We start from the raw sequence: 26,223 nt of genomic DNA on the forward strand, positions 1-26,223 counted from the left end.
CGCGGCCGGGTGGAGGCCTGAACACGTCCGGGTGACGGTGCAACGATCTGGGAGCTCGTAGTACATCACCAACAAGATCAATTGGGGCGGCGGTAACCCCCGAGCAATCCCCGGCCCCTGGGGCCTCGAAGTCGGCACGGATCTCTACAACAACGCAACCGGAACCCGCGGAAGCGTCATTCCCGGCCAGATCTGTGGACCCAACTTCCGCGATCAGTTCATCGCGAAAAACTACAGCTTCAAGTCCTGGACCACGTTCAATGGCCGCCACCCATCCATACGCCGACTACAACGACCTTCTGGACTCGTGTGGTCGGAACTCGATGACTATCGGCTTCCAAGATCCGCAGAAGATGGTGGGCCTGGAACTCACCACACAGATCGAGGCGAGACTAGGAGTCACCTCGTCCAGCAGACTCGGCGGAGGGCTTCAACTCGTGAACGGCTCAAGCTGCCCAAGCGACGGCTCTATCGCATTGACTGACTGCATGGGAATCCCCAACACTACAGCGCCGGGGATTCCCAACTCACGACTTACCCTCAGCACTTCGAAGAACTGGGTCGCGAATCCGAATAAATGTTGGCAATCCTCCGGATACGGCGACATCAGCGCCGTAGCGACGACTTGCATCCCCTAACCGGCCAATAGACCATCGGCTATCGGACACAGCGGGAAGGGCCGGCCCACTTGCGGTGCGTCGGCCCTTCCCGCTGTGTTCAGCGTCGCAAGGATCACTCCGTCGGCCGGCCTGGGGCTGCATAGTCGGCAGGCCCATCATCGGTGCGGCGGGCGACGATTTCGGCTTCGGCTGGCTCGTCTTCAAGGAGTTCACCGAGCGAGAGCACCTTGAACGGCTTCTGCTGTGTGCTGTGCAAATCGTTGTCAATCGCTGCAGGCATTCGGGTGTCAGCGCGGTCGGATGCGGCGGCGCCGTCGCGGAGGATCAGAACCGTCGTCTCGCGTGCCTCGCACCAAGTGTTATTGCAGTACACGTCGACGCGGCCCGTGTCTGCCTCGACATCCGACTCGGAGAGCTTCGCGGTCATCTGCCCGCAGAAGTAGCACTGGGCGTATCCCGGGCTGTTCGCCGCCGGCCCGACGAGAGCGCTGCGCACCCAAGGGGTCTCTCCAACCTGCCAGCCGTGGTGTGCGTTGGTAGTGCTCATGCCTGCTCCTTCGCAGTAGAGGTGGTCTTCCGTCAGCAGTATGGCGGCACCGGGTGCGGACCCCTCGTGCTTCAGTCGTCATCAGCAGTAGGTCCCTCAGTTCGGGGGCCCCCGAAGTGACGCGCGTACGACGTGCGGTCCTCCCGCGAGCCCATCAGTGCTCGGAAACGGTCGTTTCCGGAGACAACCAGACGTCGCAGCGGGGTCCGAGCAGCACGGGTCGTCTCCGACGGATCGACTGCGCGCCCCGCTCGCCAGGAGCGATCCGCAACCCCCTACGGGCAGGGGGTGACGCCTCCGTAGGCTCGCCGGCATGCTGCTCATCTTCGGGACCCGCTCGGTCGAGGACCTCCTGCGCGTCGTCGTCCTCGTCTGCGGCTTCTGCGGGGTGCGCGACGAGCAGCGCGTCCTGCGCAGCCGCACGCGCCTCGCCCTCTTCTTCGTGCCGCTCCTCACGATCTCGACCCGCTACCTCCTCGAGTGCGCGAACTGCGGGACCGTGTCGAGCCTGAGCAAGGAGGAGGCGGAGGGTGGCCTCGCCGAGCAGTCCGCCCCTCCGTCGCAGCCGGCGCGCCCGCAGGACGCCCGGCCGGACGACGGCCGACCGCGCGACGCCTGAACGGCGACCATCAGTGCTCGGCGCGCCCCGAGTCCTCGATCAGGCGCACCTTCACGTTGACGGCGAACGGGCCCGAGAGCTCGGCCTCGAGCATCCCGCGCATCAGCTCGCCGACCGTCCGGAGCGTGTCGGGTGCCGGCAGCGCCGCGAGCGCCGAGATGTGCGCGCTGACGGTCGTGAATCCGGCGGAGCGGTGGATGTCGACAAGCACGTCGGGCTGCCGCAGTTCGAGCTTCACGGCGATGGCCTCGGCCGCCGCCTCGAGGATCGGCTGCGCCGGGTAGACCCCGGCCACTCCCTCGGTGTCGCGGATCGCGGCGGTCAGGCGCTGCGAGAGTTCGGTGTCGTCGGTCACGGTCGGTCCTCCCTGCGGGGGTAGACATCGTCGACGGTGACGTCGATGGCGCCCACGACGAGCTCGGTGTGGCGCTCGAGGGCGTAGCGGATGCGCTCGCGCAGGCGGTCGGCGACCTCCGCGATCGCCAGCCCGAACTCGAGGGCGAAGGTCACGTCCACGCGGATGACCGCACCCGGAGTCGCCACGTCGCCGTCGAGCGTGCAGCGCCCCATGATCACGCCGCCCATCGTGTCGCCGGCGCGGCGGATCATGCCGCGCACCGCCGCCTCCGTCAGCGCGAGACGGAGGGTGGGGTCGGGGTGGCGCACGGGAACGTCGCGGCCCGAGCGCACCTCGGTGCGGATCGCGTCGAGCAGCCCGGCGATCCAGACCTCGTCGCGGGCGGGCTCCCGCTCGGACTCGCGCCGCAGCGCCCGCGCCGACAGCTCGGTGAGCCGGGTGAGGTTGGCCAGGGCGAGGCGGCAGGCGGCCGAGTCCTCGATCGAGGGGTCGTAGGGCTGCCGTCCGCGGTCGAGGTAGTCGCTCAGCTCGTCGAGGGTGTGGCCGTCGAGGTCGTCGTCGGGCACGGAGTCGATCACGGAGTCACCGGGCAGAGAGTCGTCCAGCCCGCCGTCACCGGCCACGTCGTCCCGCGCGTCCTCGCGCGCCGAGTCGCCCACGGGCTCGCGCTCCCGGTGCACCGGGCCGCCCTCGGGCACAGCGTCGTCATCGAGTGTCATCGCCATGCCTCCAATTCGTGGAGCAGGAATCGCCGGGCCCGCGCGAGGAGTCCGCGGACCGTCGAGACGGGGATGTCGAGAGCGTCGGCGATCTCCTGGTAGCTGTAGCCGGCGGTCTCGCGGAGTAGCCAACAGCGTCGCTGATCGGCGGGCAATCGGTCCAGCGCCTCCCAGACGGCGTCCAGCTGGAGCCGGGCTTCGACGATCCGCTCGGGGGAGTACTCGGCGGGTGCCGGCGGGTCCCAGTCGTCGATGTCGTCGTGGCGGCGGCGGACGCGGATCCGGTCGATCGCCTTGTGCGACACGATGCGCATCAGCCAGTTGCGGATGTTCGCCGGGCTGTCGAGGTCCGAGAGTCGTCGCCAGCCGGTGAGGAACGCCTCCTGCACGACGTCGTCCGACTCGGCCGACGAGCCCAGCAGCTTGGCCGCGTAGACGCGCATCAGCGAGCCGTGCCGGCGCGCGAGCAGTTCGAAGGCCTGCACGTCGCCGTCCACCGCGCGGGCGGCGAGGGTCGCGTCGGAGGCCCCGAGGAGGGGGTCGTCCTCGTCGTCGATGGTCGCCTCCTCTCGCCTGCGGTCCGTCGATCCGCGTCGGCGGCGCCCCGACGGCCACGTCCGCTCCGAATGCCTATCAGCCTGAGGAGACGACCACCGGAGTCGATGGCCGCCGGGCGAGAAAGTCGCCCCTTCGAGGCACACGCTGTCACCCGAGTGAGGGTCGATTCGAAGGCGAATTCGTGACGAATCGCGCTCTGGACTCGTCTGATCTGTAACCGCCCTCTTCGAGGGCCAGCCGGCCCCGCACGAAAGGGCCTTGACACGAGAGAAGACCGGTCATGCACTCCTTCCTCCTCCGACGGCTCGAGCGGCTGTCATGAGCGGGTCGACCTTCACGATGGGCAGCCCGTTCGCCTCCGCCGATGCGGTGCACGAGGGTGCCGAGCGACGCTTCGAGGCTTCCGGTGAGAACCCCGACCAGGCCTCCGCCGTCTACGCCGACGCCTACGGCGGCGGCACCTTCCGCGTGGCCCCCGCGTCGCGCGACTTCTCGTTCCGCTACGCGTACCGAGGCAGCGAGCGCGTGACGCTCCGCACCTCCGACTGCGCGGGCGAGCTGATCGGCGAGGTCCCGCACCTGCGCGAGTACGTCGTCGGCTGGTTCCGCGCCGGCGGTGGAGTTCTGAACCTCCGCCCGTTCACCCGCACCGAGGCCTCCTCGGCGCCGTTCCTCTTCCCCGCCGAGCGGCAGTTCGGGCTCGACTTCCGGCCGCACCGCCAGAACCTGATCCACTTCGCGCCGGGCTTCCTCGAGGACGTCGCGACCGAGTCGCACGCCGGACCCCGGCAGCCCGTGTCGTTCGACCACGAGGCCGACCCCGATCCGACCGTGCTCGCCCGGTGGCGGGCCGCGGTGTCGGAGGCGAGCGCCGCGCTCGCGACGGCCGCCATCGCGCCGCTCGTCCGCTTCACCGCCGAGCTCAACCTCGCCCGCGCGCTGCTGCTGCTCTTCTCGTGGCGGGCGTGGGACGTGCCCGCGGTGCTCCGCCGCCCGTCCGCGTCGCGGACCCGGGTCGCCCTCGACTTCCTCCAGCACCACGCCCACGAGCCGATCACCCCCGCCGACGCCGCGCGCGCCGCAGGCCTGCACACCCGCACCCTGCAGCAGGCGACGCAGCGCCACCTCGGAGTCTCGCCCTCGGTCTACCTGCGCGACATCCGGCTCGACCGCGCGCGCAACGACCTCGTCGCGGGCGACCCGTGCTCGACCACCGTCGCCGCCGTCGCGCGCGAGTGGGGCTTCGGCAACCTCGGCCGCTTCGCCAGCTCGTACCAGGCGCGCTTCGCCGAGAAGCCGAGCCAGACTCTGCGCTCCTGACGGAGGCGCGGCGGCGGCCCGGCCGGGGCGAGCGGACGCCTGACGCTCGCAGGGAGGCGGGTCTCGATACGCCCCCTGCGGCGGCTACTCGACCAACGGGCTTCCTGCGCGTGACCCCACTTTTGCTGATCGAGTAGCCCGCGCAGCGGGCGTATCGAGATCCACGTCCTTCAGAAGGCGCGATCTGCACCGCGATCTGCTGACGCCGGTGGGTCTCGATACGTCCCTGCGGGGCTGCGGGCCCGAGCAGCAGGGGGCGGCGGCGCCACGACGTGCTCGCCTTGGTGCTGTTCGCGCGTGCGACGTGACGGTCGCGGCGAGTGCGCGATCACGTCGACGCGGGGTCGGGCGTCACTCCGGGCGGGGGAGGACGACGGCGACCTGACGCCGGAGGTGGTCGAGCACCTCCGGCAGGGCATCGTGCAGGTGCAGGGTCGCCGTGGTGGTCACGTGGAGGACCGAGCTGACCACGCGTGCCAGCGTCGCGGCGTCGACGGGCGAGCGGTCTCGGGAGAGGGCGCGGGTCACGCCGTCCTCGAGCCGCAGCGACAGCGCGAGCCCCTCGGCGCGGTGGGGCTCGGCGGGGTCGCCGAAGACCAGCTCGTGCAGGTAGGTGCGGCCGTTCTCGGGCTGCTCGCGGAGGCACGTGACCGCGGGTGTCAGCAGGGCCAGCACCTCGCCGAGCACGGTCGACCGGGCGCCGAGGTCGGCCGCGGCGGCCAGGCCCTCGTCGAGGGCGGTCTCGAACTTCTCGTTCTGCACCATGATCAGCAGCTCCGCCTTCGTCGCGGCGTAGAGGAACAGGGTGCCGATCGCGACGTCGGCCCGATCGGCGATCTGCTGAGTGGTGACGCCGCCGACACCGTGCTCGGCGAACAGCGCCGTCGCCGCTGCGGTGATGCGGCGCCGCTTCTCCTCCTTGGCGCGCTCGCGTCGACCCGGTGGGCCCTGCTGTGTCGTCATCGACGCCTCCTTGACAAAGTAACTGAGTCTGCTCATGATTGAGTCTACTCGGGTAAGCGACCCGGGAGCGAGCGGGAGAGGCACTCATGGCGCCGAGATCGGATGACGCGAAGGCCGCCTCCGCCGTCGATGCACCGACGCGACGGGTGAGCGCCGCGGGGGCCGAGTTCGTCTACCGCGAGGTGGGCCGCGGCGACCTGCCGCCCCTCGTCGCGCTGACGCACCTCGGCGCGAACCTCGACGGCTGGGATCCGGAGGTCATCGATCCGCTCGCCGCCGAGCGTCGTGTGATCCTGCTCGGCTACCGCGGCGTCGGCGGCTCCACCGGGGTGGTGCGGCGGTCCTTCGACGAGGCGGCCGGCGATGCGATCGCCGTGCTGCGGGTGCTCGGTCTCGAGCGGGTCGACCTGTTCGGGCTGTCGATGGGAGGCATGGTCGCCCAGGCGATCCTCGAGCGCGCTCCGGAGCTGGTCGATCGGGTGATCCTCGCCGGCACCGGCCCCGAGAGCGGTGCCGGGCTCACGACGATGGCCGGAGTGATGCTGCGCTCGATCCTGCGCGGCGGGCTCACGGGGACGGACCCGACTTCGCTGCTCTTCTTCACGCGATCCGACCTGGGCAGGAGGTCGGCGAAGGAGTACGCCGCGAGGCTGCAGCGGCGTCGGGCGGGCCGCGACGCCTCCGTCGGGCTCGGCGTCTTCCGCCCGCAGCTGCAGGCCGTCGCGGAGTGGGGGAGGCGGCCGGTGCCGGCCGGCCCGTTCGCGGCCCCCGCGCTGATCCTGCACGGCGACAGCGACCGGATGGTCCCGCCCGCGAACGTCGACCCGCTGCGGGCCCGGTTCGCCGACGCGCAGGTCCGGGTCCTCCACGACTCCGGCCACGGGGTCGTGTCCCAGAACCGGCGCGCGGTCACCGAGGCCGCGCGCGACTTCCTCCGCCGCTGACCGCGGCACCCGAGACCACCAGGAGACGTCCCATGCGAGCCTTCGTGTTCGACGAGTACAAGCAGCCCCTCCACGAGGCCGACGTGCCCGAGCCCACCGTGGGCCCGCGCGACGTGCTCGTGAAGGTCGAGGCCGCGGGCCTCAACCAGCTCGACGAGAAGATCCGCGCGGGCGAGTTCAGGCCGATCCTGCCCTACCGGACTCCGCTGACCCTCGGCCACGACGTCGCCGGCACGGTCATCCGCACCGGCGCCGAGGTGCGCGGCGTGAAGCCGGGCGATCAGGTCTACGCCCGGCCCCGTGACTTCCGGATCGGCACGTTCGCCGAGCGCATCGCGATCGACGAGGCCGACGTGGCCCTCGCGCCGACGTCGATCAGCGCGGCGGAGGCGGCGTCCCTGCCCCTCGTGGCGCTGACCGCCTGGCAGGCGCTCGTGGTGAGGGGGAACGTCCGGCCGGGCCAGAAGGTCCTCATCCACGCCGGCTCCGGAGGAGTCGGCACGATCGCGATCCAGCTCGCGAAGCACCTCGGTGCGGTCGTCGCCACCACGGCGTCCGCGGCGAACGCCGACTTCGTCCGAGAGCTCGGTGCGGACATCGTGATCGACTACACGGCGCAGGACTTCGAGGAGGAGCTCTCGGGCTACGACTTCGTGCTCGACTCGCTCGGCGGCGAGACCCTCGAGAAGTCGATGCGCGTCCTGAAGCGCGGCGGCACGGTCGTCGGCATCAACGGCGTCCCCGACCCGGCCTTCGCGGTGCAGGCAGGGCTGAACCCGGTGCTGCGCCTCGCGATCGCGGCGCTCAGCCGGAAGACCCGCGCCCGCGCGAAGAAGCTCGGTGTGAGCTACCGCTTCCTCTTCATGCAGGCCAGCGGATCGCAGCTGCGCGAGATCGCCGCTCTCGTCGACTCCGGAGTCCTCCGGGCCGTCGTCGGAGCGACGTTCCCCTTCCACGAGACACCGGAGGCGCTCGCCTCCCTCACGACGAGTCGCATCCGCGGCAGAGCCGTCGTCCTCGGTCTCCGACCGCCACCGATCCCCGAAGAAGGAATCAGCATCATGAGCGCACCCGTCATCACCTCCTACGCGAACGCACCGGCGAAGACGGTCACCACCGCCGGGAAGACCTTCGCCTACCGCGAGCTCGGCCCCGCGGAGGAGATCCCCGTCGTCTTCTTCGCCCACCTCGCGGCGACCCTCGACAACTGGGACCCGCGGATCGTCGACGCGATCGCCGCGAACCGGCACGTGATCACCTTCGATCAGCAGGGCGTCGGCGCCTCGGGCGGCACCTTCCCCCCGACTCTCGAGGAGGCCGCCGACGACGCCTACGACTTCATCCGCGGCCTCGGCCACACGAGGATCGACGTCTTCTCGTTCTCGATGGGCGGCATGATCGCGCAGGACCTCGTCGTGAAGCACCCGGCGCTCGTCCGCAGGCTCGTGCTCACCGGCACCGGCCCCCGCGGCGGGAAGGACATGGACAAGGTGGTCGGAGTCACCTACTACGACCTCGTGCGCTCGATCCTCACCCGCTCCGACATCAAGGAGTTCCTCGTTCTTCAACCGCGACGCCGCCGGGAAGAAGGCCGCGAAGCAGTTCGTCGGCCGCCTGAAGGAGCGCACCGTCGACCGCGACGTGAAGATCGGCAACAAGGCGTTCACGACCCAGCTCAAGGCGATCCAGCGCTACGGCCGCTCCGCCCCGTCGGACCTCTCCGTCATCACCCAGCCGACCCTCATCGCGAACGGCGACCACGACCGGATGGTCCCCTCCGTCCTCTCCGAGGACCTGCACCGCCGCATCGAGGGCTCCGAGCTGATCATCTACCCGAACTCGGGCCACGGCGGGATCTTCCAGTACTGGGAGCAGTTCGCCCCCGTCGCCGCGGAGTTCCTCGCGGCCTGAGCTCGTCGCGTCGGCGTCAGCGGGGGAGGATCGCCGCGACCTGAGCGCGGACGGCGGCGACGATCTCGGCGACGCTCGTCCGCGGGTCGGCGCTGGTAGCCAGGGCGAGGAACATCGCGGCTGAGACGATGCCCGCCAGGGTCGCGGCCCGCGCGGCGTCGAGCTCCGCCCTCTGCACGAGGATCTCGGCGATGGTGCGGTCGGTCTCGGCCGCGATGGCCCGTGCCGCGGCGTGGTGGGGTTCGCTCGGGTCGCCGAAGGCCATCTCGCGGAGGTACGTGCGGCCGTTCTCGACCTGCACGCGGTTGCACTCCACGATCGGCTCGAGGACCGCGAGCACGGCGTCGAGCGCGGTCGCGGCGGTCTCCGCCTCCCGCCGGCCGCGCTCGAGCGCCTCCTCGTAGTGCGCGTTCTGCACGAGCAGGAGGAGCTCGCCCTTGGTCTTCGCGTAGAGGAACAGCGTGCCGGTGCCGATGTCGGCGCGCTCGGCGATCTGCTGCGTGGTGACCTCGTCGATGCCGTGCTCGGCGAACAGCTCGCTCGCGGCCGCGGTGATGCGCTCGAGCTTCTGCTGCTTGTTGCGCTCGCGACGGCCGAGGGGAGTGGCGGCTGACGTGGTCATCGGGCCCTCCCGGGTCGGCGGATCGGATGCGCTCCGTCTCGAACCCCTCCATCCTCCCACCGGGAAGGGCGAGCGAGCCGCCGCTGAGTCCGTGCTCGCCCGCCGCTCCGGAGCGATGCTCCCCACCGGTCCGCCCCACCCTGTGGACACCGCTGGCCGCAGGACGAAGAGCCTCCCTATGCCCTCGGGAGGCGGTTGGCCGCCAAGCGCGTCGCCCCTCGATGTTCTCTGGATTTCGGCTGAACCGGCAGGACGACGGCGCCCCTGGACACGTCTGATCCATGTGCCGCAACTGATCGGCACCGCGGAACCCGCGCCTCTCTCACGACATCGGAGAAGACCATGACCAACGTCACCCCGACCACTCCCGCCACCGGCTCCTCGGCCAAGCACGGCACCTCCACCTCGACCGGCAAGAACACGATCGCGGACGGCGTCGTCGAGAAGGTCGCCGGCATCGCCGCCCGCGAGGTCCCCGGCGTGCACGACCTCGGTGGCGGAGCCGCCCGTGCCATCGGCGCGATCCGCAACGCGATCAACGCGCAGGACCGCGGCCAGGGCATCTCGGTCGAGGTCGGCGAGAAGCAGGTCGCCGCCGACATCACCGTCGTCGCCGAGTACCCCGTCGCGCTGCAGAAGCTCGCCGACAGCATCCGCTCCGCCGTCTCCGAGGCCATCTCCTCGGTCGTCGGCATGGAGGTCACCGAGGTCAACGTGACCGTCGCCGACGTCTACATCCCCTCGGACGACAAGGACGAGGACACCGAGAGCCGCGTCAAGTGACTCCGTCCCGCAACGGACTGGTCCTCGGCGCCGTCCTCGCGTTCGCGGCCCTCGCCTTCGGCTTCTGGGCGATGATCTTCGTCGCCCTCGCCATGGCGATCGGCTTCGGTGTCGGCCGGGTCATCGAGGGCAAGCTCGATCTGCACTCGCTGGCCGACACCCTCCGCGGGCGGCGGACCTCGTGACCGCGGCGGTGATGGCCGACCAGGCCCGCCACGGCCGCACGACGATCACCTCGCGCGCCGTGCGCCGGATCGTGTCGGCCGTCACCGCGGAGGCGCTGAACGTCACAGCGTCCGACGTCTCCGTCGAGCTCGATGACGACGGAGGACAGCTCCACGTCACCGCGCGCGCTCCCATCCACGTCACGCCCCTCGGCGAGTCGGATCGGCGCTCCTCCGGGACGCTGCTCTCCCGCCTGAGCACGGCGCAGACCACCATCCGCTCCCAGTGCCTGGAGCTCACCGGCTCCACCATCGGCCGGGTCGACCTCCGCATCACGGGCGCCGACCTCCGAGAACGAAGGAGGGTGTCGTGACGACCCCCAGTTCCACCGCGCTCTATCCGCGCCTCGTGCGCCGCGAGACCCACTCGTCGCGCTCGGGCTCGGCGATCGTCCTCGCCGTCGTGCTGATCCTGCTCTTCGCCTGGCTCGGCACGGAGGCGGTGCTCGCCGCCCTCGGGCAGCCCGCGCTGCTCGTGGCCCCGCAGGACGGCGCGAGCGCTCTCCTCGGTGCGGCCGGCGCCCCCATCGCGCTGACCGCCGCGGCAGGAGCCGTCGCCGCCGTGATCGGGCTCGTCCTGCTCGTCGTGTCGTTCGCCCCCGGGCGTCGCGGACGCCGCAGCGCCGGCTCCGACCGCACCGCGGCCGTGGTCGACGACCGCGTGATCGCGCAGAGCATCGCGCGGACCGCCGCCTACGCCAGCGACGTCGACCCCGACCAGGTGTCGGTGTCGATCGGCAAGCGCACCGTCGGCGTCACCGTCGCCCGCACCTCGGGGCGCAGCACCGACGTCGGCAGCATCCGCGAGGCCGTCGACGCCGAGCTGGCCACCTACGACTACAGCCCCCGTCTGCGCGCTCGCGTGCGCCTGTCCGAGAAGGGGACGGTCCGCTGATGACCACCACGAATCGATTCCTCAACCGCGCTCTGCTGTTCGTCGTCGGGCTCGTGCTCTTCGTCGCCGGCGGAGCCGTCGCTGCCGGGTCGCTCCTGCCGGACGTCCAGCAGACCGTCTCGACGGCCGCCGAGGACGCGACCCAGCCGACCGCGGACGCCCTGTCGGCGCAGCCCTGGATCCTCTGGGTGACCGCCGCCGTCGCGCTCGTCCTGATCCTCCTGCTGGTGCGCTTCATCGTGCGCCAGGGCCGCGGCCGCACTTCGACGCTGCTGCGCGTCAGGTCCGACGCCGCGAGCGCCGGGTCGGTGACCATCGAGGCCAAGGTCGCCGAGCAGGTCCTCGAGGAGGCGCTGTCGCACGACTCCGCCATCGTCTCCGTCGACGTCACCGCCTTCGAGATCCGTCGGCAGAACGTCCTCCGGGTCACCGCGCACACCCGCCGCGGTGTCTCGCCCGTGCAGGTGCGTCGCAGCATCGACACGGCGGTCCGCCGCTGGGACGCGCTCCTCGGAGAGGAGACCCCCGTCGTCATCCAGATCGTCGGCGGACTCCGCACCCGCGTCAGCGGCGCCGCCCGCGTGAGCTGACCGCACCACCGTCCGGCCCTCCTGTTCGGGAGGGCCGGAGAGCGCCCGCCACCGCGGGTCGAACTTTCTAGGAGCACTCCATGACCGATTCCGTCGTCGATCACTCGATCGACCTGAGCGGTGCAGACCGCAGCCATCCCGAGGGGGAGTCGACCGAGCGCCTCGTGGCGACCGCCGCGGCCGAGACCGCCGCCGGCGTCACCGGGGTCCACCACCTCGGCGGTACCGCCGCCCGCACTCTCGACCGCGCCGCGCGCGCCGTGCTGGGCACCAGCACGAGCCCCGGAGTCACGGTCAGCCGCGCCGACGGAGTCGTCACCGTCGACCTCGACCTCGTCGTCGAGTACCCGCACAAGGTCCGCGAGGTGATCGAAGCCACCCGCGAGCAGGTGTCGCGCGCCGCCGCGCAGGTCGCCGCCGGCCCCGTCGTCGTGAACGTCACCGTCACCGATGTGCACGGGCCGTTCGACCCGATCGAGGTCCCGGACGACGAGCGCGAGGACGGCGAGCCCCTCGTCGACAAGGCCCGCGACGCGGCCTCGAACGCCGCGGCCGCCGCCGGCGACGCGCTCGACTCGGCGCGCGGATCCGCCGGGGACGCGCTCGACTCCGCACGCGAGTCGGCCGGGAACGCGCTCGACGCGGCCCGCGACGCGGTCGACACCGCGCGCGCATCCACGGCGGACGCGCTCGACTCCGCGGCGGACGCCGTGGAGGAGGACCGCGAGGCCGCAGTGACCCGGGACGTCTCCGCCGAGCGCACTGTCGGGGTCGAGGCGCCCGCCGCCGCCGAGTTCGTCGTGCGCGTCGAGGTCGAGCCGGTCGACCCAGGCGCGGACGCCGCGCCGGCGCCGGTCTCGGTCGAGGTCGAGCCGGTCGAGAGCGAGTCCGTCGAGGCGGACTCGTCCGACACCCGCGCCTCGCACCGCGCCGGGCAGGAGTAGTCCGATGAGGACCCGCTCCTTCGGCGGTACGCGCCGCAAGCCGCGTGCCGCCTGGATCGCCTTCGCGACCGGCGTCGTCGTGAGCGCCCTCGTCGTCTTCGCCGTGCTGCTGCCCGTGCTCGGGCTGATCGGCGCGGCCGACGCCACGACCGTCGGCGTCCTCGACGTCCCGGTCGGCGCCATCACGCTCTCGATCGTGATCAGCTACCTGATCGGCCTCGCGGCCCTCGCCCTGGCCTTCGTCTCGCGCAACGCGGCCCTCGCCTGGGTGGCGGCCGTCGCCGCCGTCGTCGCCACCCTGATCGGCTCGGTCTGGCCCCTCGTCGCGACCGCCTTCGCCAGCGTCGACCAGGCCCAGGACGTCGTCCCCTTCATCCAGGACCTCATCGGCCAGGTCACCGGCGGCTGACCCGGCCGCTCGCCCCTCGGTCGATCCGTCACGAACGGCCCGTGTCCTCCGACTCGGCCGGGCCCTCCGTGACGGATCGATCGCGTCGGCTCCGTCGACTCGAGCGCGATAGGGCGAACCGCCTGTTGACCCCGCAGCGACAGCTGTGTATCTTCCAGTTATACGAATGACCGATCGTCACGAGGAGGTGGACATGGTTCGACGCACGGCCACGATGTGGCAGGTGGCGGAGCGTGCAGGCGTCTCGCAGGCGACCGTGTCCCTCGTGCTCAACAACGCTCCCGGCAACCGGGTGACCGAGGCGACGCGCGCCCGTGTCATGGAGGCCGTCGAGGCCCTCGGCTACCGCACCAACGCCTTCGCGAAATCGCTCCGCAGCGGTCAGTCGGGCATCATCGGCTTCGTCTCGGACGAGGTCGCCAGCGCTCCGTTCGCCGGCCGCCTCCTCCAGGGGGCGCAGAAGCAGGCGTGGGAGAGCGGGCACGTCATCCTCAGCGTCGACACCTTCGGCGAGAGGGCGCTCGAGTCCTCGGCGATCGACATGATGCTGTCCTACCGGGTGCTCGGCGTGATCTACGCCTCGATGTACCACCGAGTCGTCGAGGTTCCGGAGGCGCTCCACGACGTCCCGACGGTCGTCGCCAACGCGCAGGCCGCCGGCGGCCGCTTCTCGAGCGTCTTCCCCGACGAGGAGCGCGGCGGCTACATCGCGACCCGTCAGCTGACCGACGCCGGTCACGAGCGGATCGCCTACATCGACATCCAGCCGGACGGGAACGATCTCCCGGCCGGTGTCGGTCGCCTGGCGGGCTACCGCCGCGCGCTCGAGGAGGCCGGACTCGACGTCGATCCCCGCCTGCTGCGTCACGGCGAGGGCGGCACCGTCGAGGACGGCCTGGCCCTCACGGCCGAGCTCCTCGACGAGTCCGACCCTCCGACGGCGATCTTCTGCGGCAACGACCGCACGGCCTGGGGCGCCTACCGCACGCTCGAGTCGCGCGGCCTGAAGGTGCCCGACGACTGCTCGGTCGTCGGCTTCGACGACCAGGAGACCCTCGCCGCCTATCTCGACCCCGGTCTGACGACCATGGCGCTGCCCTACGAGCGGATGGCCCGCCAGGCCGTCTCGATCCTCCTCGCCGATCCGCGCGAGGACCCCCGACCCCATCCCATCGAATGCTCACCGGTCCTCCGAGGATCTGTGGCGAGTGCAAAGGTGCGCGCATGACGGCAACACACTCCACCACCGGGGTCGCGAGACCCCGGCGGATCCTGACACCGAGGCAGAGGCTCGGCGCGAACGTCAAGCGCGCCGCGCGGTCCTGGCAGTTATACGTACTACTGGCTCCCGCCGTCGTCTTCGTCGTCCTGTTCAAGTACTGGCCGATGTACGGCGCGCAGATCGCGTTCCGCGACTACAACCCGTCCGAGGGATTCTCGGGCAGCCCATGGGTCGGCCTGGACAACTTCACGAGATTCGTCTCGTCGTTCCAGTTCGGTCGCCTGATCGAGAACACGCTGACGGTGAACGCTCTCGGGCTGCTGATCGCCTTTCCGGTGCCGATCGTCCTGGCGCTGATCGTGAACCAGCTCCAGAGCGAGCGCTTCAAGAAGTTCACGCAGACGGTGCTCTACTCGCCGTCGTTCATCTCGGTCGTCGTCGTGGTCGGCATGATCCACCTGCTCTTCTCGCCGCGCTCCGGGATCGTGAACAGCGCGATCGTGGCTCTCGGAGGCGAGCCGGTCTTCTTCATGGGGTCACCGGAGTGGTTCCGCCCCCTCTACATCGGCTCCGACATCTGGCAGAACGCCGGCTTCTCGATGATCGTCTACCTCGCGGCGCTCACCGCGATCGACCCCGCTCTCCACGAGGCGGCCAGGGTCGACGGCGCGAGCAAGTGGCAGCGGATCCGTCACATCGACATCCCCGGGATCATGCCGGTGATCACCATCCTGTTCATCCTCGCGATCGGCAACCTCTTCAACCTCGGATTCGAGAAGGTCCTGCTCATGCAGACCGACCTCAACCTGCCGACCTCCGAGGTGATCCAGACCTACGTCTACAAAGCGGGCCTGCAGCAAGCGCAGTTCAGCTACTCGGCCGCGATCGGCCTGTTCAACTCCCTGATCAACCTCGTCCTCCTGGCGACCTTCAACTGGGTCGCACGCCGGGCGGGCCAATCGAGCCTTTGGTGATGACGCCATGACCCAGACCATCCACCCCGAGTCCGCAGTCCGCCCGCGGCCCGCACCGTCCTCGCCCCGGCGCCCCGCCCCGCCGACCCGCGGACGGTTCGCCGACCCCGTCTTCAACACCGTCGCGATCACCGTGCTGGTCCTGGCGATCGTCGCGATCGTCTATCCGATGTACTTCATCGTGATCGCGTCGTTCAGCGAGCCGTCCCAGATCCTCAACGGGAACGTCTGGCTCTGGCCCGAGGGCTTCACGCTCGAGGGCTACGCCCGGATCTTCTCGGACGGCGCGATCTGGCAGGGCTTCGGCAACTCGGTGCTCTACACGGTCGTCGGCACCGCGATCAGCGTCGCCACCATCCTCTGCGCCGCCTACGCCCTGTCGCGGAAGGACCTCTACGGGAGGACCTTCTTCCTCCTCCTGTTCATCGTCACGATGTTCATCGACGGAGGCCTGATCGCCCGCTACCTCGTGGTGCGCGATCTCGGACTGCTCGACAGCATCTGGGCCGTGGTCCTGCCGGGAGCGGTCGGCGTCTGGAACCTGATCATCGCCCGCGCCTTCTTCGAGAACAACGTTCCCGGAGAGCTGCGCGACGCGGCCCAGATGGACGGCGCGAGCGACTTCCGCTTCTTCTTCAGCATCGTCCTGCCGCTGTCGAAGCCGCTGATCTTCCTGATGATCATGATCCACCTCGTGGCCAACTGGAACGCCTTCTTCGACGCGCTCATCTACCTCGACGACGAGAGCAAGTACCCGCTCCAGCTGGTGCTCCGCAACGTGCTCATCCAGTCCGAGGTCACCGCGGCCGGAGGCTCGGGAGCGATGGACTCCTACGCCGCCGCCCAGCGCCTGGGCGAGCTGATCAAGTACGGAATGATCGTCATCTCGACGATCCCCCTCCTGATCGTGCTGCCCTTCATGCAGAAGCACTTCACCAAGGGCGCCCTTCTCGGCGCCGTGAAGAGCTGACCGCTCCTCCCACTCCGCCAGGCGATCCCGCCACCCTTCCGGCTGCCCTGCAGCACCGTCCGGCGATCCCGCCGCACCATCACAGAGGAATCAGAACGATGAGACACCGCAGTTTCTTCACCACCACCGCGATCGGACTCTCCGGCGCGCTCCTGCTCGCCGGCTGCACCGGCGGCGGCGGCTCGGACCCCGTCGAGGACCGCTCCTCCGAGGTCGGCTTCAACGAGACCGGCCTCCCGATCGTCGACGACACCCTGTCGCTCACCTTCGGCGGCACGAAGTCGGCGCTCGCGCCCGACTACTCCACGATGCAGCTCGTGCAGCAGTGGGAGCAGGACACCAACATCGCCATCGAGTGGAAGAACCTGCCCGAGCAGGTCTACGCCGAGAAGAAGAACCTCCTCCTCGCCAGCGACGACGTGCCGAACGTGCTCTTCAACTCCGGCCTCACCGACGCCGAGATCGTGCAGTACGGCGAGAACGGGACCCTCCTGCCCCTCGAGGACCTGATCGAGGAGCACGCGCCGACCCTCTCGGGCATCCTCGAGGAGCGGCCCGACATCCGCGCCGCGATGACCGCCTCGGACGGGCACATCTACACGCTGCCCTCGGTCGAGGAGCTCGGGATCCTGCAGTACCCCAACTTCCTCTTCATCAACACGGCCTGGCTCCAGAAGCTCGGCATCCCGATGCCGACGACCATCGAGGAGTACCGCGCAGCCCTCGAGGCGTTCAAGACCCAGGATCCGAACGGCAACGGCGAGGCCGACGAGATCCCGCTGTCGTTCCGCACCGACTCCTTCTGCGCGAACCCGAACGACCTGATCGCGGCCCTCGGCGGACAGCCCGAGAACAACGACCACCGCATCGTCGTCGACGGCGAGGTGCGGTTCACCGCGGACACCGACGGCTACAAGCAGGGCGTCGAGGCCCTCTCCGACTGGTACTCCGACGGTCTGATCGACCCGGAGTCGTTCTCGCAGGACGACGTCGCCTACCTCTCCAAGGGCAAGGCCGACACCGAGATCCTCGGCTCCTTCTTCTGGTGGGAGGCGAAGGAGATGATCGGCGAGGACCGCCTCGGCGACTACGCCGTGCTGGGTGTGCTCGAGGGCGTCGACGGTGAGAAGCGCGCCAGCGTCGCCAACAACCAGGAGATCAGCCGCGGCGCGATGGCCATCACGCGCTCGAACGAGTACCCGGCCGCCACGATGCGCTGGGCCGACCGCCTCTTCGACCCCGAGATGAGCGCCCAGACCAGCTGGGGGCCCCTCGGTGTGACGCTCGAGAAGGACGCCTCCGGGATGCTCGTGCAGATCCCCGCCGCAGCGGGCGAGGCGGAGGGTGAGCGCCGCCAGAAGGTCGCCCCCGGCGGCCCGAAGATCACCACGAAGGAGGACTTCGAGACGGTCGTCGCGCCCGAGCCCCGCGCCCAGGAGCGCCAGGACCTCGTGAACGAGTACTACCTCCCGTTCAAGGCGAACGACGCCTACCCGCCGGTGCTGCTCTCGAACGACGAGCTCGACCGCGTGTCGTACGCGCTCACCGACATCAACACGCTGGTCAAGGAGAAGTTCGCGACCTGGATCGTCGACGGCACGGTCGACGACGAGTGGGACTCCTACGTCTCGCAGCTCGAGTCGATGGGCGCGTCCGACGTCACCGCCACCTACCAGCAGGCCTACGACCGCTTCCAGAGCGGCGGCGAGTAGTTCCCGGGGGCGCGGGCCGTCCCGCCCGCGCCCCCCGTCCGGCCGCACCGATCCCCTCACTCAGGAGCCCCTGTGACCACCATCACGACGACCGACGCCTGGCGTCCGGCCGCGCACTTCACCGCCGGATCGACCTGGCTGAACGACCCCAACGGGCTGCTCTTCCACAACGGTACGTACCATCTGTTCTTCCAGAACAACCCGAGCGGGAGCACCTGGGGCAACATGTCCTGGGGTCACGCGACCTCGACCGATCTCGTGTCGTGGACGGAGCAGCCGGTCGCGATCCCCGTCCTCGACGGGGAGATGGCCTTCTCGGGCAGCGCCGTGGCCGACGTCCGCAACACAGCCGGCTTCGCGGGCCCCGGAGAGACGGCCCTCGTCGCCGTCTACACCGCCGCCCGAGCGCCGCTCGCCGACGGCACCGGCGCCTCCCAGGCACAGGCCCTCGCGTTCAGTCTCGACGACGGCGCGACCTGGACCCGCTACGCGGGCAATCCCGTTCTCGACATCGGATCGGCGGAGTTCCGCGACCCGAAGGTCTTCTGGTTCGGCGGTGACGACGGCCACTGGGTGATGGTCGCCGTCGAGGCCGTCGAGCGCCGCGTCGTCGTCTACACCTCGGACGACCTGAAGACGTGGACCCGCCGCTCCGACTTCGGCCCGGCGCACGCCGTCGGCGGCGTCTGGGAGTGCCCCGATCTCTTCCCGCTGCGCATCCGGGGGACGGAGGAGACCAAGTGGCTCCTCATCGTCAGCCTGAACCCGGGCGGCGTCGCCGGGGGATCCGGCAGCCAGTACTTCGTCGGGGACTTCGACGGCACGACCTTCACCGCCGATCGGATCAGCGACTCCACCGACCTCGCCGACTACGACTGGCTCGACTACGGCCGCGACTACTACGCCGCCGTCTCGTTCAACGACGCCCCCGACGAGCGCCGGCTCACGATCGCCTGGGCCAGCAACTGGGACTACGCCGACGCGACACCCACCGGGCCGTGGCGGTCGACGATGTCGCTCGTTCGCGAGCTCGACCTCGTCGCCGGAGTCGACGGGCGGCTCGCGCTCGCGCAGCGGCCCGTCCTCCCTGCGGGCGCGGCGGCGCGCGCCTGCACCGTCTTCGACGTCAGTGTGTCGTGCCTCCCCGGCGACCGGAGCGAGCTCCGCCTCCTCACCGACGAGACCGACGACGAGGTGGTCATCACCGTCGACGCGGGCGAGGGCGTCCTGACCTGCGACCGCACCCGCAGCGGCTCCGTCGACTTCGCTCCGTCGTTCCCCTCGGTGGACTGGGCGCCCCTGCCCGCGCCGGACGAGTCCGGCCGAGTGGCGATCCGCATCGTCATCGACGCCTCGGTCGTCGAGATCTTCCTCGGGGGAGGGCTCAGCACGCTGACGCAGCTGGTGTTCCCGACCGCTCCGTTCACCACCCTCCGCGTCCGGGAGGCGGCCGAGTGACGACGGGTGGCGTCCTCGTCGTCGGCGAGACCGTGATCGACGTCGTCGAGCAGGACGGGCACCGGCGGGAGCACGTCGGCGGCTCTCCCGCGATCGTCGCGCTGACGCTCGCCCGGCTCGGGCGACCGGTGGGCTTCGCGACCGACCTCGGCGACGACGCCCGCGGGGAGCGGGCGCGCGCGCACCTCGGCGCCTCCGGCGTGCGTGTCCGCGCGACGGGGCGGGGGAGCACCTCGAGCGCCGTCGCGCGCATCGGCGCCGACGGATCCGCTCGCTACGACTTCGACCTGTCGTGGGATCCGGATCCGGTGGATCCGGCCGGGGCCTCGCACGTCCACACAGGGTCGGCCGCCGTCTTCCTCGCTCCGGGGGCCGGCCGGGTGGCCGACCTGATCGGCCGCCTGCCCGAGGGGACGACGCTGAGTCTCGACCCCAACATCCGCGCCGATCTGCTGCCGTCCCGCCGCGACGTGCTCGGGATCGTCGAGCAGCTCCTCCCGCGGTGCGACACGGTGAAGCTCAGCGACGAGGACGCCCGGTGGCTGCACCCCGGGCGATCGGTCGACGCCGTCCTCGACGCCCTCCTCGCCTCCGGAACCTCCCTCGCGGTCGTCACCCTCGGAGGCGACGGCCTGGTCCTCGCGTCGAGGGCCGGGCGCGTCCACGTTCCCGCCGAACGGGTCGAGGTCGTCGACACGGTCGGCGCCGGCGACTCCGCGATGGGTGCGCTGATCGACGCCCGCCTCGACGCTCCCGCGGCCGTGCTCGACGAGGACGAGCTCGCGCGGATCGGCCGGTGGGCGGCCCGTGTCGCGGCCGTCACCGCGTCTCGCGCCGGCGGCGACCCACCGCTGCGCAGCCACCTGGGCTGAGCGCTCGGGCGCGGTCAGTCGCGCAGCGGCGACCCGACGACGTCGAAGCGGAAGCCGCCGTACTCGCCGCTCAGCAGCGGGCGGGCGGCGGCGATCGCCGCCTGCACCTCGGGCAGCTCGAGCGACGCGCGGTGCGCCTCGGCGCTCGTCCACAGCTCGACGACGAACACCGTGTCGGGCGCCTCCTCCGAGACGCCCACCTCGTAGGCGAGGCAGCCGACGCGCTCGAGCGCGTCGTTGCGGGCGGTGAGCAGGGCGACGAGGTCGCCGCGGCGTCCGGGCAGGGCACCGAGGGTGCCGACATTCGCGAAGGTCATGCCCAGACCGTAGCGACGGGCACCGACATCGCGGCACCTCCCGTAGCGTGGGCGCGATGATCAGCGACTACCTCCGGGTCTACGACGACCAGCTCCGCACCGACGCCGAGACCCCGAGCGCCGTCTCGGTGACGCGAGTCGGCCCCCTCCGCCTGGTGACCTTCGCCGCCGGGCGCGGCTTCGTGACCTACCGCGATCTCGGCGGTGCGGAGGCGGAGGCGATCCGCGAGCTGGTCGCCGCTGCCCGCGCGCACTTCGAGGCCGACCCCGGCATCCGCAAGGTCGAGTGGAAGACCCGCGGCCACGACCGCGCTCCCGGGCTCCACGAGGCCCTGATCGAGCACGGCTTCGCCCCGGAGGAGACGGAGTCGATCATGATCGGCCCGCTCGAGGCGCTCACCCGCGACGCCCCCGTGCCGGACGGGGTGACCCTCCGCCGGGTCGTCGACGAGCCCGACGTGCGCGCCTTCAGCGCCATGATCGACGCCGCGTTCGGCGAGGAGGTCGACACCGGCATCGCCGACTCGCTGGTCGTCCGGCTCGCCCGTGCCGACGGCATGGAGCTCTGGGTCGCCGAGGTCGACGGCCGCATGGTCAGCGGCGGGCGCCTCGAGCCCGTGCCCTGCAGCGACGTCGTCGGCATCTGGGGCGGTGCGACGCTCGAGGAGTACCGAGGGCGCGGGATCTACCGCGCCCTCACCGCCGCTCGGGCCCGCTCGGGCCTGGACCTCGGCCGGACGCTCGTGCACAGCGACTCGACCGAGTACTCGCGCCCGATCCTCGAGCGCTCGGGCCTCGTGAAGGTGTCGACGACCACTCCGTACCTCTGGCGCCGCTGATCGCACGCCGCACAACGTCAGCTGAGAGGCCGTCGCAGCCACGATGGTGCGCGACGTCCCCTCTCAGCTGACGTTGTGCGATGAGAACCGAGTCGCTCAGCTCGCCGCGGAGATCTCGAGCGCGATGTTGTCGGGGTCGCGGAACTCGAGGATGCTCTGGCCGCCGGCGTCCTTGATCGGCTCGTGCGCGATGCCGAGCTCGTCGAGGACGGCCGCGGCCGCCTTCAGCTCGTCGGCGCTGCCCACCGCGAAGCTCAGGTGGTCGAGCCCGACGCGGTCCTCGTCGAAGCTGTCGCCGGCCTCGGCGACCGGGCGCAGGCCGAGGAGGCCGCCGGGGAACTGGTAGATCACGCCGCCGAACAGGAAGGCGAGCTTCTCCTTCTCCTCCGCGGGCGCGTCGGCGGGCGGCGCCTCGTAGGCGACGTCGAAGCCGAAGACGGAGTCGTAGAACGCGCGCGAGACGGCGATGTCCCGGACGGTCAGGCGGATGTGGGCGTAGTCGACGGCGGAGATCGGCACGGGGGTTCCTCTCAGGGCGGCGGGCGGAGTGCCCGCTCCCCATCATTCGGAGGCGCCACCCCGCTCCGATGGGGCTGGCGCCTCTCGCGAAGATCGGCTAGTCGAGCTCGGTCGGCCGCGCCGGCTCGGCGAGCAGCGCCCGCGCCGCCATCCCGATCACGGCGCTGTAGGTCGGGTACGCGAACCGCACGTTGGCGAGAGTCGCCACGTCGACTCCGGCCGCCATCGCCGTCGTGACCGACTGCACCACCTCGATCGCGTTCTCGCCGACGGCGTGCGCGCCGAGCAGCAGCTCGCGGCGGCGGTCGGCGATCAGAGTGAGGAACCCGCTCTCGCGATCGTCGATCACGGCGCGGTCCAGGCCCGAGAACGGCACCGACGCGACGACGCACTGCGCGTCGCGCTCGCGGGCCTGCTCGATCGTGAAGCCGACGCCCGCGTAGTCGGGATCCGTGAATCCGCCCGCCGGGAGCAGGTGCTGGGGGCTGCGGCGGTTGGCGCCGAGCACCGCGTTCTCGGCCGCCGCCTCCGCCTCGAACTGCGCCGCCTGCACGAGCATGTCGCGCCCGTTCGCGTCGCCGACCGCGAAGACGTGCGGCACGACGGTGCGGAAGTACTGATCGGCCGGGATCGCCGAGCGGACGACCTCGATGCCCGCGTTCTCGAGCCCGAGATCCTCGACGTCGGCGGGCCAGCCGGTCGCCATGATCACCGCGTCCATGCGCTCGGTGCGGGTCTCGCCGCCCTCGCGCCAGCGGATGTCGATCGCCCCGTCCTCGGCGCGGTCGAGCCGCTCGACGGTCTCGATGCCGGTGTGCACGTGCACGCCCTGGCGGACGAAGGCCGCGGCGACGTACTCCGAGATGCTCGCGTCGGAGGTGGTCAGGATGCGCGGCGCGAGATCGAGCAGCGTCACCTCCGAGCCGAAGGCGTTGAAGACCGTGACGAGCTGGGCGCCGGTGTTGCCACCGCCGATGACCGCGACCCGGCGGGGGAGCGAGGGCAGCGCCAGCACGTCCTCGGGGACCGTGGCCAGCTCGGCGCCGGGGATCGGGAGGCGGCGCGAGTGGCCGCCGACGCAGATCAGGATCGAGCGCGCGGTGAGGCGGCGGCCGCTGTCGAGCACGAGGGTGCTCTCGTCGACGAACCGCGCGCGGCCCTCGTGCACCAGCTCGACGCCCGCGTCGGCGAAGCGCTCGGCCTCGCGCTTGATCGAGCGCACCTTGTCGACGCGCTCGTGCACGTGCCGCACGGTCGCGGGCCAGTCGATCGCCGGGGTGCCGACGTCGACGCCGTAGTCGGAGGCGGTGCGCGCCTCGCGGATGATCCGCGCCGTCTTCGCGAGCACCCGGGTCGGCACGCAGCCGGTGTTGACGCAGGTGCCGCCGACGCGGGCGGCCTCGAGGACGACGACGCTCGCGCCGAGCTCGGCGGCGCGCAGGGCGGCGGCGGTGCCGGCGGGTCCGGCTCCGATCACGGCGACGTCGTAGTCGTGGGTCTGGGTGCTGGCGGGCACGGGGCCTCCCGGTCGAGTGGTGGTGGTGCCTGCATCCTGGCCCGCGCGCCCCGGCATCCGCTGTGCGCGCGCGTCGGAGGATGCCCTGTGCCCCCCGTCCGCCCCGCACCGGGCGTTTCGCATCCGAGCCTGGGAGACTGGAGGGCGGCGTCGGATCCTCCTGCGCGCAGAACGGCCGGCCGGCCGGAGGACGGAGCATCCCGTGGGAATGCTGAACTACCCCGGAGGCATCGAGGCCCCGTTCGAGGACCGCGTCCTCGCCCATCTCGAGATCGTCATCACCGCCAAGCTGCGGCGCGACGAGTCGTTCGCCTTCTCGTGGTCGCAGGGCCAGGAGCTGGGCGGCGGCCGGATGAAGATCTGGCTGCACCCGTCGGTGCCGATCTCGTACCGGTTCCACGGCGGCCGTCAGCCGGCGATCAACCGCGACTGGATCGAGGCGATGATGATCGCCGCCAGCTCGCAGAGCGGTCTCCAGCTCGTCCCGGAGCCGGCCGCCCCGCGCCAGGCCTGAGCGGGCGCCGGGCCCGAGGCCTCTAGCCCTCGGTCCCCGGCTCGGGCAGCACGCGCAGCCCGGCGGGGGTGGCCGCGGCGCGCAGCAGCAGGTCGATCCAGGCGCGGTTCAGCGGCTCGTTCGAGTACTCGTCGTAGCTGAAGTAGAGCGACGAGCTCTTCGAGACCCAGATGCTGCCGTGCTTGCCGCGGTTCTCGATGGCGACGTCCTCGCCCACGTGCGGCTCGCCGTCCCAGTGGAACGAGAAGCTCTCGTTGCGGCGCAGCTTCGAGATGATGACCGCCTCGGCGTGGCGCAGTGCCCGGTCGTCGATCATGATCGCGGGAGCTATCCCGTAGATCAGCTGGCCCATCGGACATCCCTTTCGCCGTCGTCTGTCGATCATCTCACGCCAGCAGTGGGTGGCAGGGCGTCCCGGTCACGCTCGTTCGTTATGATCCGCGGATGTCCTCGCAGCACGAGCACGCCGCCGAGAGCACGCTGCTCGCCCGGATCCGCGCGGGGGCCAGTCAGCTGGGGCCGAGCGAGCGGCGCGTCGCGGCCGTGGTGCTCGCGTCTCCGCACGAGGTCGTCGAGTGGTCGACCTCCGAGCTCGCGACGGCCGCGCAGGCGTCGGCGGCCACCGTCATCCGCGCCTGCCAGAAGCTCGGCTTCCGGGGCTTCCAGCATCTGCGCCTCGAGCTCGCCCGCGCGACGCCCGCCGCCCAGCCCCAGGGCCGCGACGAGATCGGCTCCGTCTTCGACGCCGCGGTGACGGCGCTGCGGATCGGGCAGGAGAGCCTCGATCGCGAGGCGGTCGATCGTGCGGTCGGCCTGATCGCCGGGGCGCGGAGGCTCGTGCTCGTCGGCAACGGCTTCTCGGGCCCGCCGCTCCAGGACGCGGCGATGCGGCTGAGCACCCTCGGCCGCTCGGTCGAGGCGCCGGGCGACGTGCTCGCGCAGCAGTTCGCCGCGCACTCCCTGCGGCCGGGCGACGTCTGCCTCGCGGTGAGCTACTCCGGAGCGAACGCGCACACCCTCACCGCCTGCCGCGCGGCCGCCGATCGGGGCGCCGACGTCGTCGCGGTGACCGGCTTCGGGCGCTCGCCGATCGTGCGCCTGTGCACCGTCGCGCTGGTCGCGGCGCCCGCGGGAGGGGAGGAGGGGGTCGATCCCTTCCTGAGCCGCCTGAACCAGTCGGTCGTCCTGCACGTGCTGCACGCCCTCCTCGCCCGGCGGATCGGCTCGGCCGGCGCCGAGATGCAGCAGGTCGTCGCGGGCGCCCTCGCCGACGAGCTCTGAGGGTTCGCGCCCCGTCCTCGTCCCCGTCACCCGTCGTTCACCCCCGACGCCCACCCTGAATCCGTAACGGGATTCCGCGGCGCGCGGAACGGCGGGAACGAAGAGGGGGCGGCATGGCGGGCATCGACGCAGCCCCGGTGGCGGGCGCGAGCACCGGAGCGGACGCGTGAGCACCGCGACCGGCCGCACCACCCTCGTGCACCTCAGCGACGTCCACGCGACTGACGGCGAGCTGCTCTACGGCGCCGTCGACGGTCTCGAGCGGCTCGAGCGCGTCGGCGCCTACGTCGTCGACGCGGGCATCACTCCCGAGGCGATCGTCATCACCGGCGACCTGGTCCAGCGCGGACACCGCGGGGCGTACCCCGCTCTGGCGCGGGCGCTCGTCCGGCTGCAGGACGCGGTCGGCGTGCCGGTCCTCACCACGCTCGGCAACCACGACGATCCGGAGGCGGCACGCGTGCTCCCGGGTCACGGGTCGGGCCACGACCGCGTCGTCGAGCTCGGCGGGCTCCGCCTCGTGCTGCTCGACTCGCACGACGGCGCGCTCGGCCCCTCGCGGCTCGCATGGCTCGCCGACAGCCTGGCGACTCCGGCTCCCCTCGGCAGCGTCGTCGCCCTGCACCACCCGCCGCTCCCGTCGCCGCTGCCGACGCTCGCGCAGCAGGGTCTGCGCGACGCGGAGGCGCTCCTCGACGTCCTGGCCGGGACCGACGTCCGCGTCCTCCTCGCCGGGCACTTCCACCATCCGCTCGGCGCGGTGGTGCGCTCGATCCCCGTCTCGGTCGGCCCGTCGCTCGCCTACCACCAGGTGATGAACGCCGGGCCCGACCGCGTGAGCGGCCACGACTCGGCGATGTTCTCGCTCGTGCAGCTCGGCGACGACTCCGTCACCGGCACGACGATGAGCCTGCGCAGCCCCGAGCCCCTCTTCACCTCGGTCGCGCGACGCGCGTCCGTCTGCGCCTGACCCGACAAGCGCCTGACCCGAGAAGCGCCCGAC

Annotated in this window: 30 protein-coding genes and 2 pseudogenes; 22 read left to right on the forward strand and 10 right to left on the reverse strand. The window is 71.3% G+C overall.

Going from position 1 to position 26,223, the window contains the following annotated elements:
* Nucleotides 1-732: 732 nt before the first annotated feature.
* Nucleotides 733-1,167 (reverse strand): hypothetical protein, encoded by a 435-nt coding sequence (locus GRS92_RS07775; RefSeq protein WP_159854950.1) that lies wholly within the window; start codon nt 1,165-1,167, stop codon nt 733-735.
* A gap of 313 nt (nt 1,168-1,480) precedes the next feature.
* Here GRS92_RS07775 and GRS92_RS07780 point away from each other — a divergent pair, with 313 nt between their 5' ends.
* Nucleotides 1,481-1,786, forward strand: a complete 306-nt coding sequence (locus tag GRS92_RS07780) for a zinc-ribbon domain-containing protein (protein ID WP_159854952.1) — start codon at nt 1,481-1,483, stop codon at nt 1,784-1,786.
* A 10-nt stretch (nt 1,787-1,796) separates the two neighbouring features.
* Here the strand turns inward: GRS92_RS07780 and GRS92_RS07785 are convergent, their stop codons facing one another.
* Genes GRS92_RS07785 through GRS92_RS07795 form a run of 3 tightly spaced genes read right to left on the reverse strand, consistent with a single transcriptional unit; the run spans nt 1,797 to nt 3,348 of the window.
* Complete coding sequence (locus tag GRS92_RS07785) at nt 1,797-2,141, reverse strand: hypothetical protein (RefSeq protein WP_159854954.1); 345 nt, start codon at nt 2,139-2,141, stop codon at nt 1,797-1,799.
* Complete coding sequence (locus tag GRS92_RS07790; RefSeq protein WP_159854956.1) at nt 2,138-2,863, reverse strand: Asp23/Gls24 family envelope stress response protein; 726 nt, start codon at nt 2,861-2,863, stop codon at nt 2,138-2,140. Before GRS92_RS07790 ends, GRS92_RS07785 begins: the two co-directional genes overlap by 4 nt.
* Nucleotides 2,860-3,348 (reverse strand): RNA polymerase sigma factor, encoded by a 489-nt coding sequence (locus GRS92_RS07795; protein ID WP_235021880.1) that lies wholly within the window; start codon nt 3,346-3,348, stop codon nt 2,860-2,862. The genes GRS92_RS07790 and GRS92_RS07795 overlap by 4 nt, the downstream gene beginning before the upstream one ends.
* Before the next feature lie 391 nt (nt 3,349-3,739).
* Here GRS92_RS07795 and GRS92_RS07800 point away from each other — a divergent pair, with 391 nt between their 5' ends.
* On the forward strand, nt 3,740-4,741 hold the full coding sequence (locus GRS92_RS07800; RefSeq protein ID WP_159854958.1) for a helix-turn-helix transcriptional regulator: 1,002 nt from the start codon (nt 3,740-3,742) through the stop codon (nt 4,739-4,741).
* Nucleotides 4,742-5,092: 351 nt separating this feature from the next.
* Here the strand turns inward: GRS92_RS07800 and GRS92_RS07805 are convergent, their stop codons facing one another.
* Entirely contained in the window at nt 5,093-5,704 is a 612-nt protein-coding gene (locus tag GRS92_RS07805) for a TetR/AcrR family transcriptional regulator (RefSeq protein WP_159854960.1), read from the reverse strand.
* Nucleotides 5,705-5,790: 86 nt separating this feature from the next.
* Between GRS92_RS07805 and GRS92_RS07810 the strand changes: the two genes are divergently transcribed.
* The 3 genes and pseudogenes from GRS92_RS07810 to GRS92_RS07820 all read left to right on the forward strand — a co-directional run bounded on the left by GRS92_RS07810 (nt 5,791) and on the right by GRS92_RS07820 (nt 8,559).
* Entirely contained in the window at nt 5,791-6,648 is an 858-nt protein-coding gene (locus GRS92_RS07810; RefSeq protein WP_159854962.1) for an alpha/beta fold hydrolase, read from the forward strand.
* A 32-nt stretch (nt 6,649-6,680) separates the two neighbouring features.
* Nucleotides 6,681-7,664, forward strand: a pseudogene (locus tag GRS92_RS07815) (NADP-dependent oxidoreductase); the annotation flags it as partial.
* Nucleotides 7,665-7,709: 45 nt separating this feature from the next.
* A pseudogene (locus GRS92_RS07820) lies at nt 7,710-8,559 on the forward strand (alpha/beta fold hydrolase).
* 16 nt (nt 8,560-8,575) lie between these two features.
* On the opposite strand, the gene GRS92_RS07825 reads toward GRS92_RS07820, so the two are convergent.
* Nucleotides 8,576-9,181, reverse strand: coding sequence for a TetR/AcrR family transcriptional regulator (locus tag GRS92_RS07825; protein WP_159854964.1), 606 nt, complete (start codon nt 9,179-9,181; stop codon nt 8,576-8,578).
* A 342-nt stretch (nt 9,182-9,523) separates the two neighbouring features.
* On the opposite strand from GRS92_RS07825, the gene GRS92_RS07830 reads away from it, so the two are divergent.
* From GRS92_RS07830 to GRS92_RS07890, 13 genes are all read left to right on the forward strand, one after another.
* Nucleotides 9,524-9,964 (forward strand): Asp23/Gls24 family envelope stress response protein, encoded by a 441-nt coding sequence (locus GRS92_RS07830; RefSeq protein ID WP_159854966.1) that lies wholly within the window; start codon nt 9,524-9,526, stop codon nt 9,962-9,964.
* Nucleotides 9,961-10,149 carry a DUF2273 domain-containing protein gene (locus GRS92_RS07835; protein WP_159854968.1) on the forward strand — a complete coding sequence of 63 codons (189 nt, stop codon included), beginning with the start codon at nt 9,961-9,963 and terminating at the stop codon, nt 10,147-10,149. The genes GRS92_RS07830 and GRS92_RS07835 overlap by 4 nt, the downstream gene beginning before the upstream one ends.
* Nucleotides 10,146-10,502: a hypothetical protein gene (locus GRS92_RS07840; protein ID WP_235021881.1), complete on the forward strand. Its 357-nt coding sequence runs from the start codon at nt 10,146-10,148 to the stop codon at nt 10,500-10,502. The genes GRS92_RS07835 and GRS92_RS07840 overlap by 4 nt, the downstream gene beginning before the upstream one ends.
* Nucleotides 10,499-11,083: a DUF6286 domain-containing protein gene (locus GRS92_RS07845; protein ID WP_159854970.1), complete on the forward strand. Its 585-nt coding sequence runs from the start codon at nt 10,499-10,501 to the stop codon at nt 11,081-11,083. The genes GRS92_RS07840 and GRS92_RS07845 overlap by 4 nt, the downstream gene beginning before the upstream one ends.
* Nucleotides 11,083-11,673: a hypothetical protein gene (locus GRS92_RS07850; RefSeq protein WP_159854972.1), complete on the forward strand. Its 591-nt coding sequence runs from the start codon at nt 11,083-11,085 to the stop codon at nt 11,671-11,673. Before GRS92_RS07845 ends, GRS92_RS07850 begins: the two co-directional genes overlap by 1 nt.
* A gap of 80 nt (nt 11,674-11,753) precedes the next feature.
* Nucleotides 11,754-12,617: an Asp23/Gls24 family envelope stress response protein gene (locus tag GRS92_RS07855; RefSeq protein WP_159854974.1), complete on the forward strand. Its 864-nt coding sequence runs from the start codon at nt 11,754-11,756 to the stop codon at nt 12,615-12,617.
* Nucleotides 12,618-12,621: 4 nt separating this feature from the next.
* Nucleotides 12,622-13,026: a hypothetical protein gene (locus tag GRS92_RS07860; protein ID WP_159854976.1), complete on the forward strand. Its 405-nt coding sequence runs from the start codon at nt 12,622-12,624 to the stop codon at nt 13,024-13,026.
* A gap of 193 nt (nt 13,027-13,219) precedes the next feature.
* Entirely contained in the window at nt 13,220-14,254 is a 1,035-nt protein-coding gene (locus GRS92_RS07865; protein ID WP_159854978.1) for a LacI family DNA-binding transcriptional regulator, read from the forward strand.
* Complete coding sequence (locus GRS92_RS07870; protein ID WP_159854979.1) at nt 14,251-15,222, forward strand: ABC transporter permease; 972 nt, start codon at nt 14,251-14,253, stop codon at nt 15,220-15,222. Before GRS92_RS07865 ends, GRS92_RS07870 begins: the two co-directional genes overlap by 4 nt.
* Before the next feature lie 7 nt (nt 15,223-15,229).
* Complete coding sequence (locus GRS92_RS07875) at nt 15,230-16,192, forward strand: carbohydrate ABC transporter permease (protein WP_159854980.1); 963 nt, start codon at nt 15,230-15,232, stop codon at nt 16,190-16,192.
* A gap of 98 nt (nt 16,193-16,290) precedes the next feature.
* Nucleotides 16,291-17,904 (forward strand): ABC transporter substrate-binding protein, encoded by a 1,614-nt coding sequence (locus GRS92_RS07880; RefSeq protein ID WP_159854982.1) that lies wholly within the window; start codon nt 16,291-16,293, stop codon nt 17,902-17,904.
* 72 nt (nt 17,905-17,976) lie between these two features.
* Complete coding sequence (locus tag GRS92_RS07885; protein WP_159854984.1) at nt 17,977-19,362, forward strand: glycoside hydrolase family 32 protein; 1,386 nt, start codon at nt 17,977-17,979, stop codon at nt 19,360-19,362.
* The gene (locus GRS92_RS07890; protein ID WP_159854986.1) at nt 19,359-20,234 is read left to right on the forward strand and encodes a carbohydrate kinase family protein; all 876 of its coding nucleotides are present in this window, start codon (nt 19,359-19,361) and stop codon (nt 20,232-20,234) included. The genes GRS92_RS07885 and GRS92_RS07890 overlap by 4 nt, the downstream gene beginning before the upstream one ends.
* Before the next feature lie 14 nt (nt 20,235-20,248).
* Here GRS92_RS07890 and GRS92_RS07895 read toward each other — a convergent pair whose 3' ends face one another.
* On the reverse strand, nt 20,249-20,551 hold the full coding sequence (locus GRS92_RS07895; protein ID WP_159854988.1) for a putative quinol monooxygenase: 303 nt from the start codon (nt 20,549-20,551) through the stop codon (nt 20,249-20,251).
* 56 nt (nt 20,552-20,607) lie between these two features.
* On the opposite strand from GRS92_RS07895, the gene GRS92_RS07900 reads away from it, so the two are divergent.
* Nucleotides 20,608-21,390, forward strand: coding sequence for a GNAT family N-acetyltransferase (locus tag GRS92_RS07900; RefSeq protein ID WP_159854990.1), 783 nt, complete (start codon nt 20,608-20,610; stop codon nt 21,388-21,390).
* Between the two features lie 96 nt (nt 21,391-21,486).
* Here GRS92_RS07900 and GRS92_RS07905 read toward each other — a convergent pair whose 3' ends face one another.
* Together GRS92_RS07905 and GRS92_RS19000 are read right to left on the reverse strand one after the other, a co-directional pair.
* A complete protein-coding gene (locus tag GRS92_RS07905; RefSeq protein ID WP_159854992.1) occupies nt 21,487-21,909 on the reverse strand; it encodes a VOC family protein in 423 nt (140 codons plus the stop codon).
* Nucleotides 21,910-22,006: 97 nt separating this feature from the next.
* A complete protein-coding gene (locus tag GRS92_RS19000; RefSeq protein WP_268817140.1) occupies nt 22,007-23,425 on the reverse strand; it encodes a dihydrolipoyl dehydrogenase family protein in 1,419 nt (472 codons plus the stop codon).
* Between the two features lie 208 nt (nt 23,426-23,633).
* Between GRS92_RS19000 and GRS92_RS07915 the strand changes: the two genes are divergently transcribed.
* Complete coding sequence (locus GRS92_RS07915; protein WP_204162120.1) at nt 23,634-23,939, forward strand: DUF7882 family protein; 306 nt, start codon at nt 23,634-23,636, stop codon at nt 23,937-23,939.
* 22 nt (nt 23,940-23,961) lie between these two features.
* Here GRS92_RS07915 and GRS92_RS07920 read toward each other — a convergent pair whose 3' ends face one another.
* Entirely contained in the window at nt 23,962-24,291 is a 330-nt protein-coding gene (locus tag GRS92_RS07920) for a DUF7882 family protein (RefSeq protein ID WP_159854998.1), read from the reverse strand.
* A 92-nt stretch (nt 24,292-24,383) separates the two neighbouring features.
* On the opposite strand from GRS92_RS07920, the gene GRS92_RS07925 reads away from it, so the two are divergent.
* Both GRS92_RS07925 and GRS92_RS07930 read left to right on the forward strand, forming a co-directional pair.
* A complete protein-coding gene (locus GRS92_RS07925; protein ID WP_159855000.1) occupies nt 24,384-25,220 on the forward strand; it encodes a MurR/RpiR family transcriptional regulator in 837 nt (278 codons plus the stop codon).
* 166 nt (nt 25,221-25,386) lie between these two features.
* Nucleotides 25,387-26,190: a metallophosphoesterase gene (locus GRS92_RS07930; RefSeq protein WP_159855002.1), complete on the forward strand. Its 804-nt coding sequence runs from the start codon at nt 25,387-25,389 to the stop codon at nt 26,188-26,190.
* Nucleotides 26,191-26,223 lie beyond the last annotated feature (33 nt).

The organism is Rathayibacter sp. VKM Ac-2754, assembly GCF_009807095.1.
Classification (GTDB): domain Bacteria; phylum Actinomycetota; class Actinomycetes; order Actinomycetales; family Microbacteriaceae; genus Rathayibacter.

What these genes read in the sequence shown, in the direction of transcription:
- GRS92_RS07775 (WP_159854950.1), bottom strand. Translation starts at nt 1,167, where the DNA reads ATGAGCACTACCAACGCACACCACGGCTGGCAGGTTGGAGAGACCCCT.
- GRS92_RS07780 (WP_159854952.1), top strand. Translation starts at nt 1,481, where the DNA reads ATGCTGCTCATCTTCGGGACCCGCTCGGTCGAGGACCTCCTGCGCGTC.
- GRS92_RS07790 (WP_159854956.1), bottom strand. Translation starts at nt 2,863, where the DNA reads ATGACACTCGATGACGACGCTGTGCCCGAGGGCGGCCCGGTGCACCGG.
- GRS92_RS07800 (WP_159854958.1), top strand. Translation starts at nt 3,740, where the DNA reads ATGAGCGGGTCGACCTTCACGATGGGCAGCCCGTTCGCCTCCGCCGAT.
- GRS92_RS07805 (WP_159854960.1), bottom strand. Translation starts at nt 5,704, where the DNA reads ATGACGACACAGCAGGGCCCACCGGGTCGACGCGAGCGCGCCAAGGAG.
- GRS92_RS07810 (WP_159854962.1), top strand. Translation starts at nt 5,791, where the DNA reads ATGGCGCCGAGATCGGATGACGCGAAGGCCGCCTCCGCCGTCGATGCA.
- GRS92_RS07825 (WP_159854964.1), bottom strand. Translation starts at nt 9,181, where the DNA reads ATGACCACGTCAGCCGCCACTCCCCTCGGCCGTCGCGAGCGCAACAAG.
- GRS92_RS07830 (WP_159854966.1), top strand. Translation starts at nt 9,524, where the DNA reads ATGACCAACGTCACCCCGACCACTCCCGCCACCGGCTCCTCGGCCAAG.
- GRS92_RS07850 (WP_159854972.1), top strand. Translation starts at nt 11,083, where the DNA reads ATGACCACCACGAATCGATTCCTCAACCGCGCTCTGCTGTTCGTCGTC.
- GRS92_RS07855 (WP_159854974.1), top strand. Translation starts at nt 11,754, where the DNA reads ATGACCGATTCCGTCGTCGATCACTCGATCGACCTGAGCGGTGCAGAC.
- GRS92_RS07860 (WP_159854976.1), top strand. Translation starts at nt 12,622, where the DNA reads ATGAGGACCCGCTCCTTCGGCGGTACGCGCCGCAAGCCGCGTGCCGCC.
- GRS92_RS07865 (WP_159854978.1), top strand. Translation starts at nt 13,220, where the DNA reads ATGGTTCGACGCACGGCCACGATGTGGCAGGTGGCGGAGCGTGCAGGC.
- GRS92_RS07870 (WP_159854979.1), top strand. Translation starts at nt 14,251, where the DNA reads ATGACGGCAACACACTCCACCACCGGGGTCGCGAGACCCCGGCGGATC.
- GRS92_RS07875 (WP_159854980.1), top strand. Translation starts at nt 15,230, where the DNA reads ATGACCCAGACCATCCACCCCGAGTCCGCAGTCCGCCCGCGGCCCGCA.
- GRS92_RS07880 (WP_159854982.1), top strand. Translation starts at nt 16,291, where the DNA reads ATGAGACACCGCAGTTTCTTCACCACCACCGCGATCGGACTCTCCGGC.
- GRS92_RS07895 (WP_159854988.1), bottom strand. Translation starts at nt 20,551, where the DNA reads ATGACCTTCGCGAATGTCGGCACCCTCGGTGCCCTGCCCGGACGCCGC.
- GRS92_RS07900 (WP_159854990.1), top strand. Translation starts at nt 20,608, where the DNA reads ATGATCAGCGACTACCTCCGGGTCTACGACGACCAGCTCCGCACCGAC.
- GRS92_RS07915 (WP_204162120.1), top strand. Translation starts at nt 23,634, where the DNA reads ATGCTGAACTACCCCGGAGGCATCGAGGCCCCGTTCGAGGACCGCGTC.
- GRS92_RS07920 (WP_159854998.1), bottom strand. Translation starts at nt 24,291, where the DNA reads ATGGGCCAGCTGATCTACGGGATAGCTCCCGCGATCATGATCGACGAC.
- GRS92_RS07925 (WP_159855000.1), top strand. Translation starts at nt 24,384, where the DNA reads ATGTCCTCGCAGCACGAGCACGCCGCCGAGAGCACGCTGCTCGCCCGG.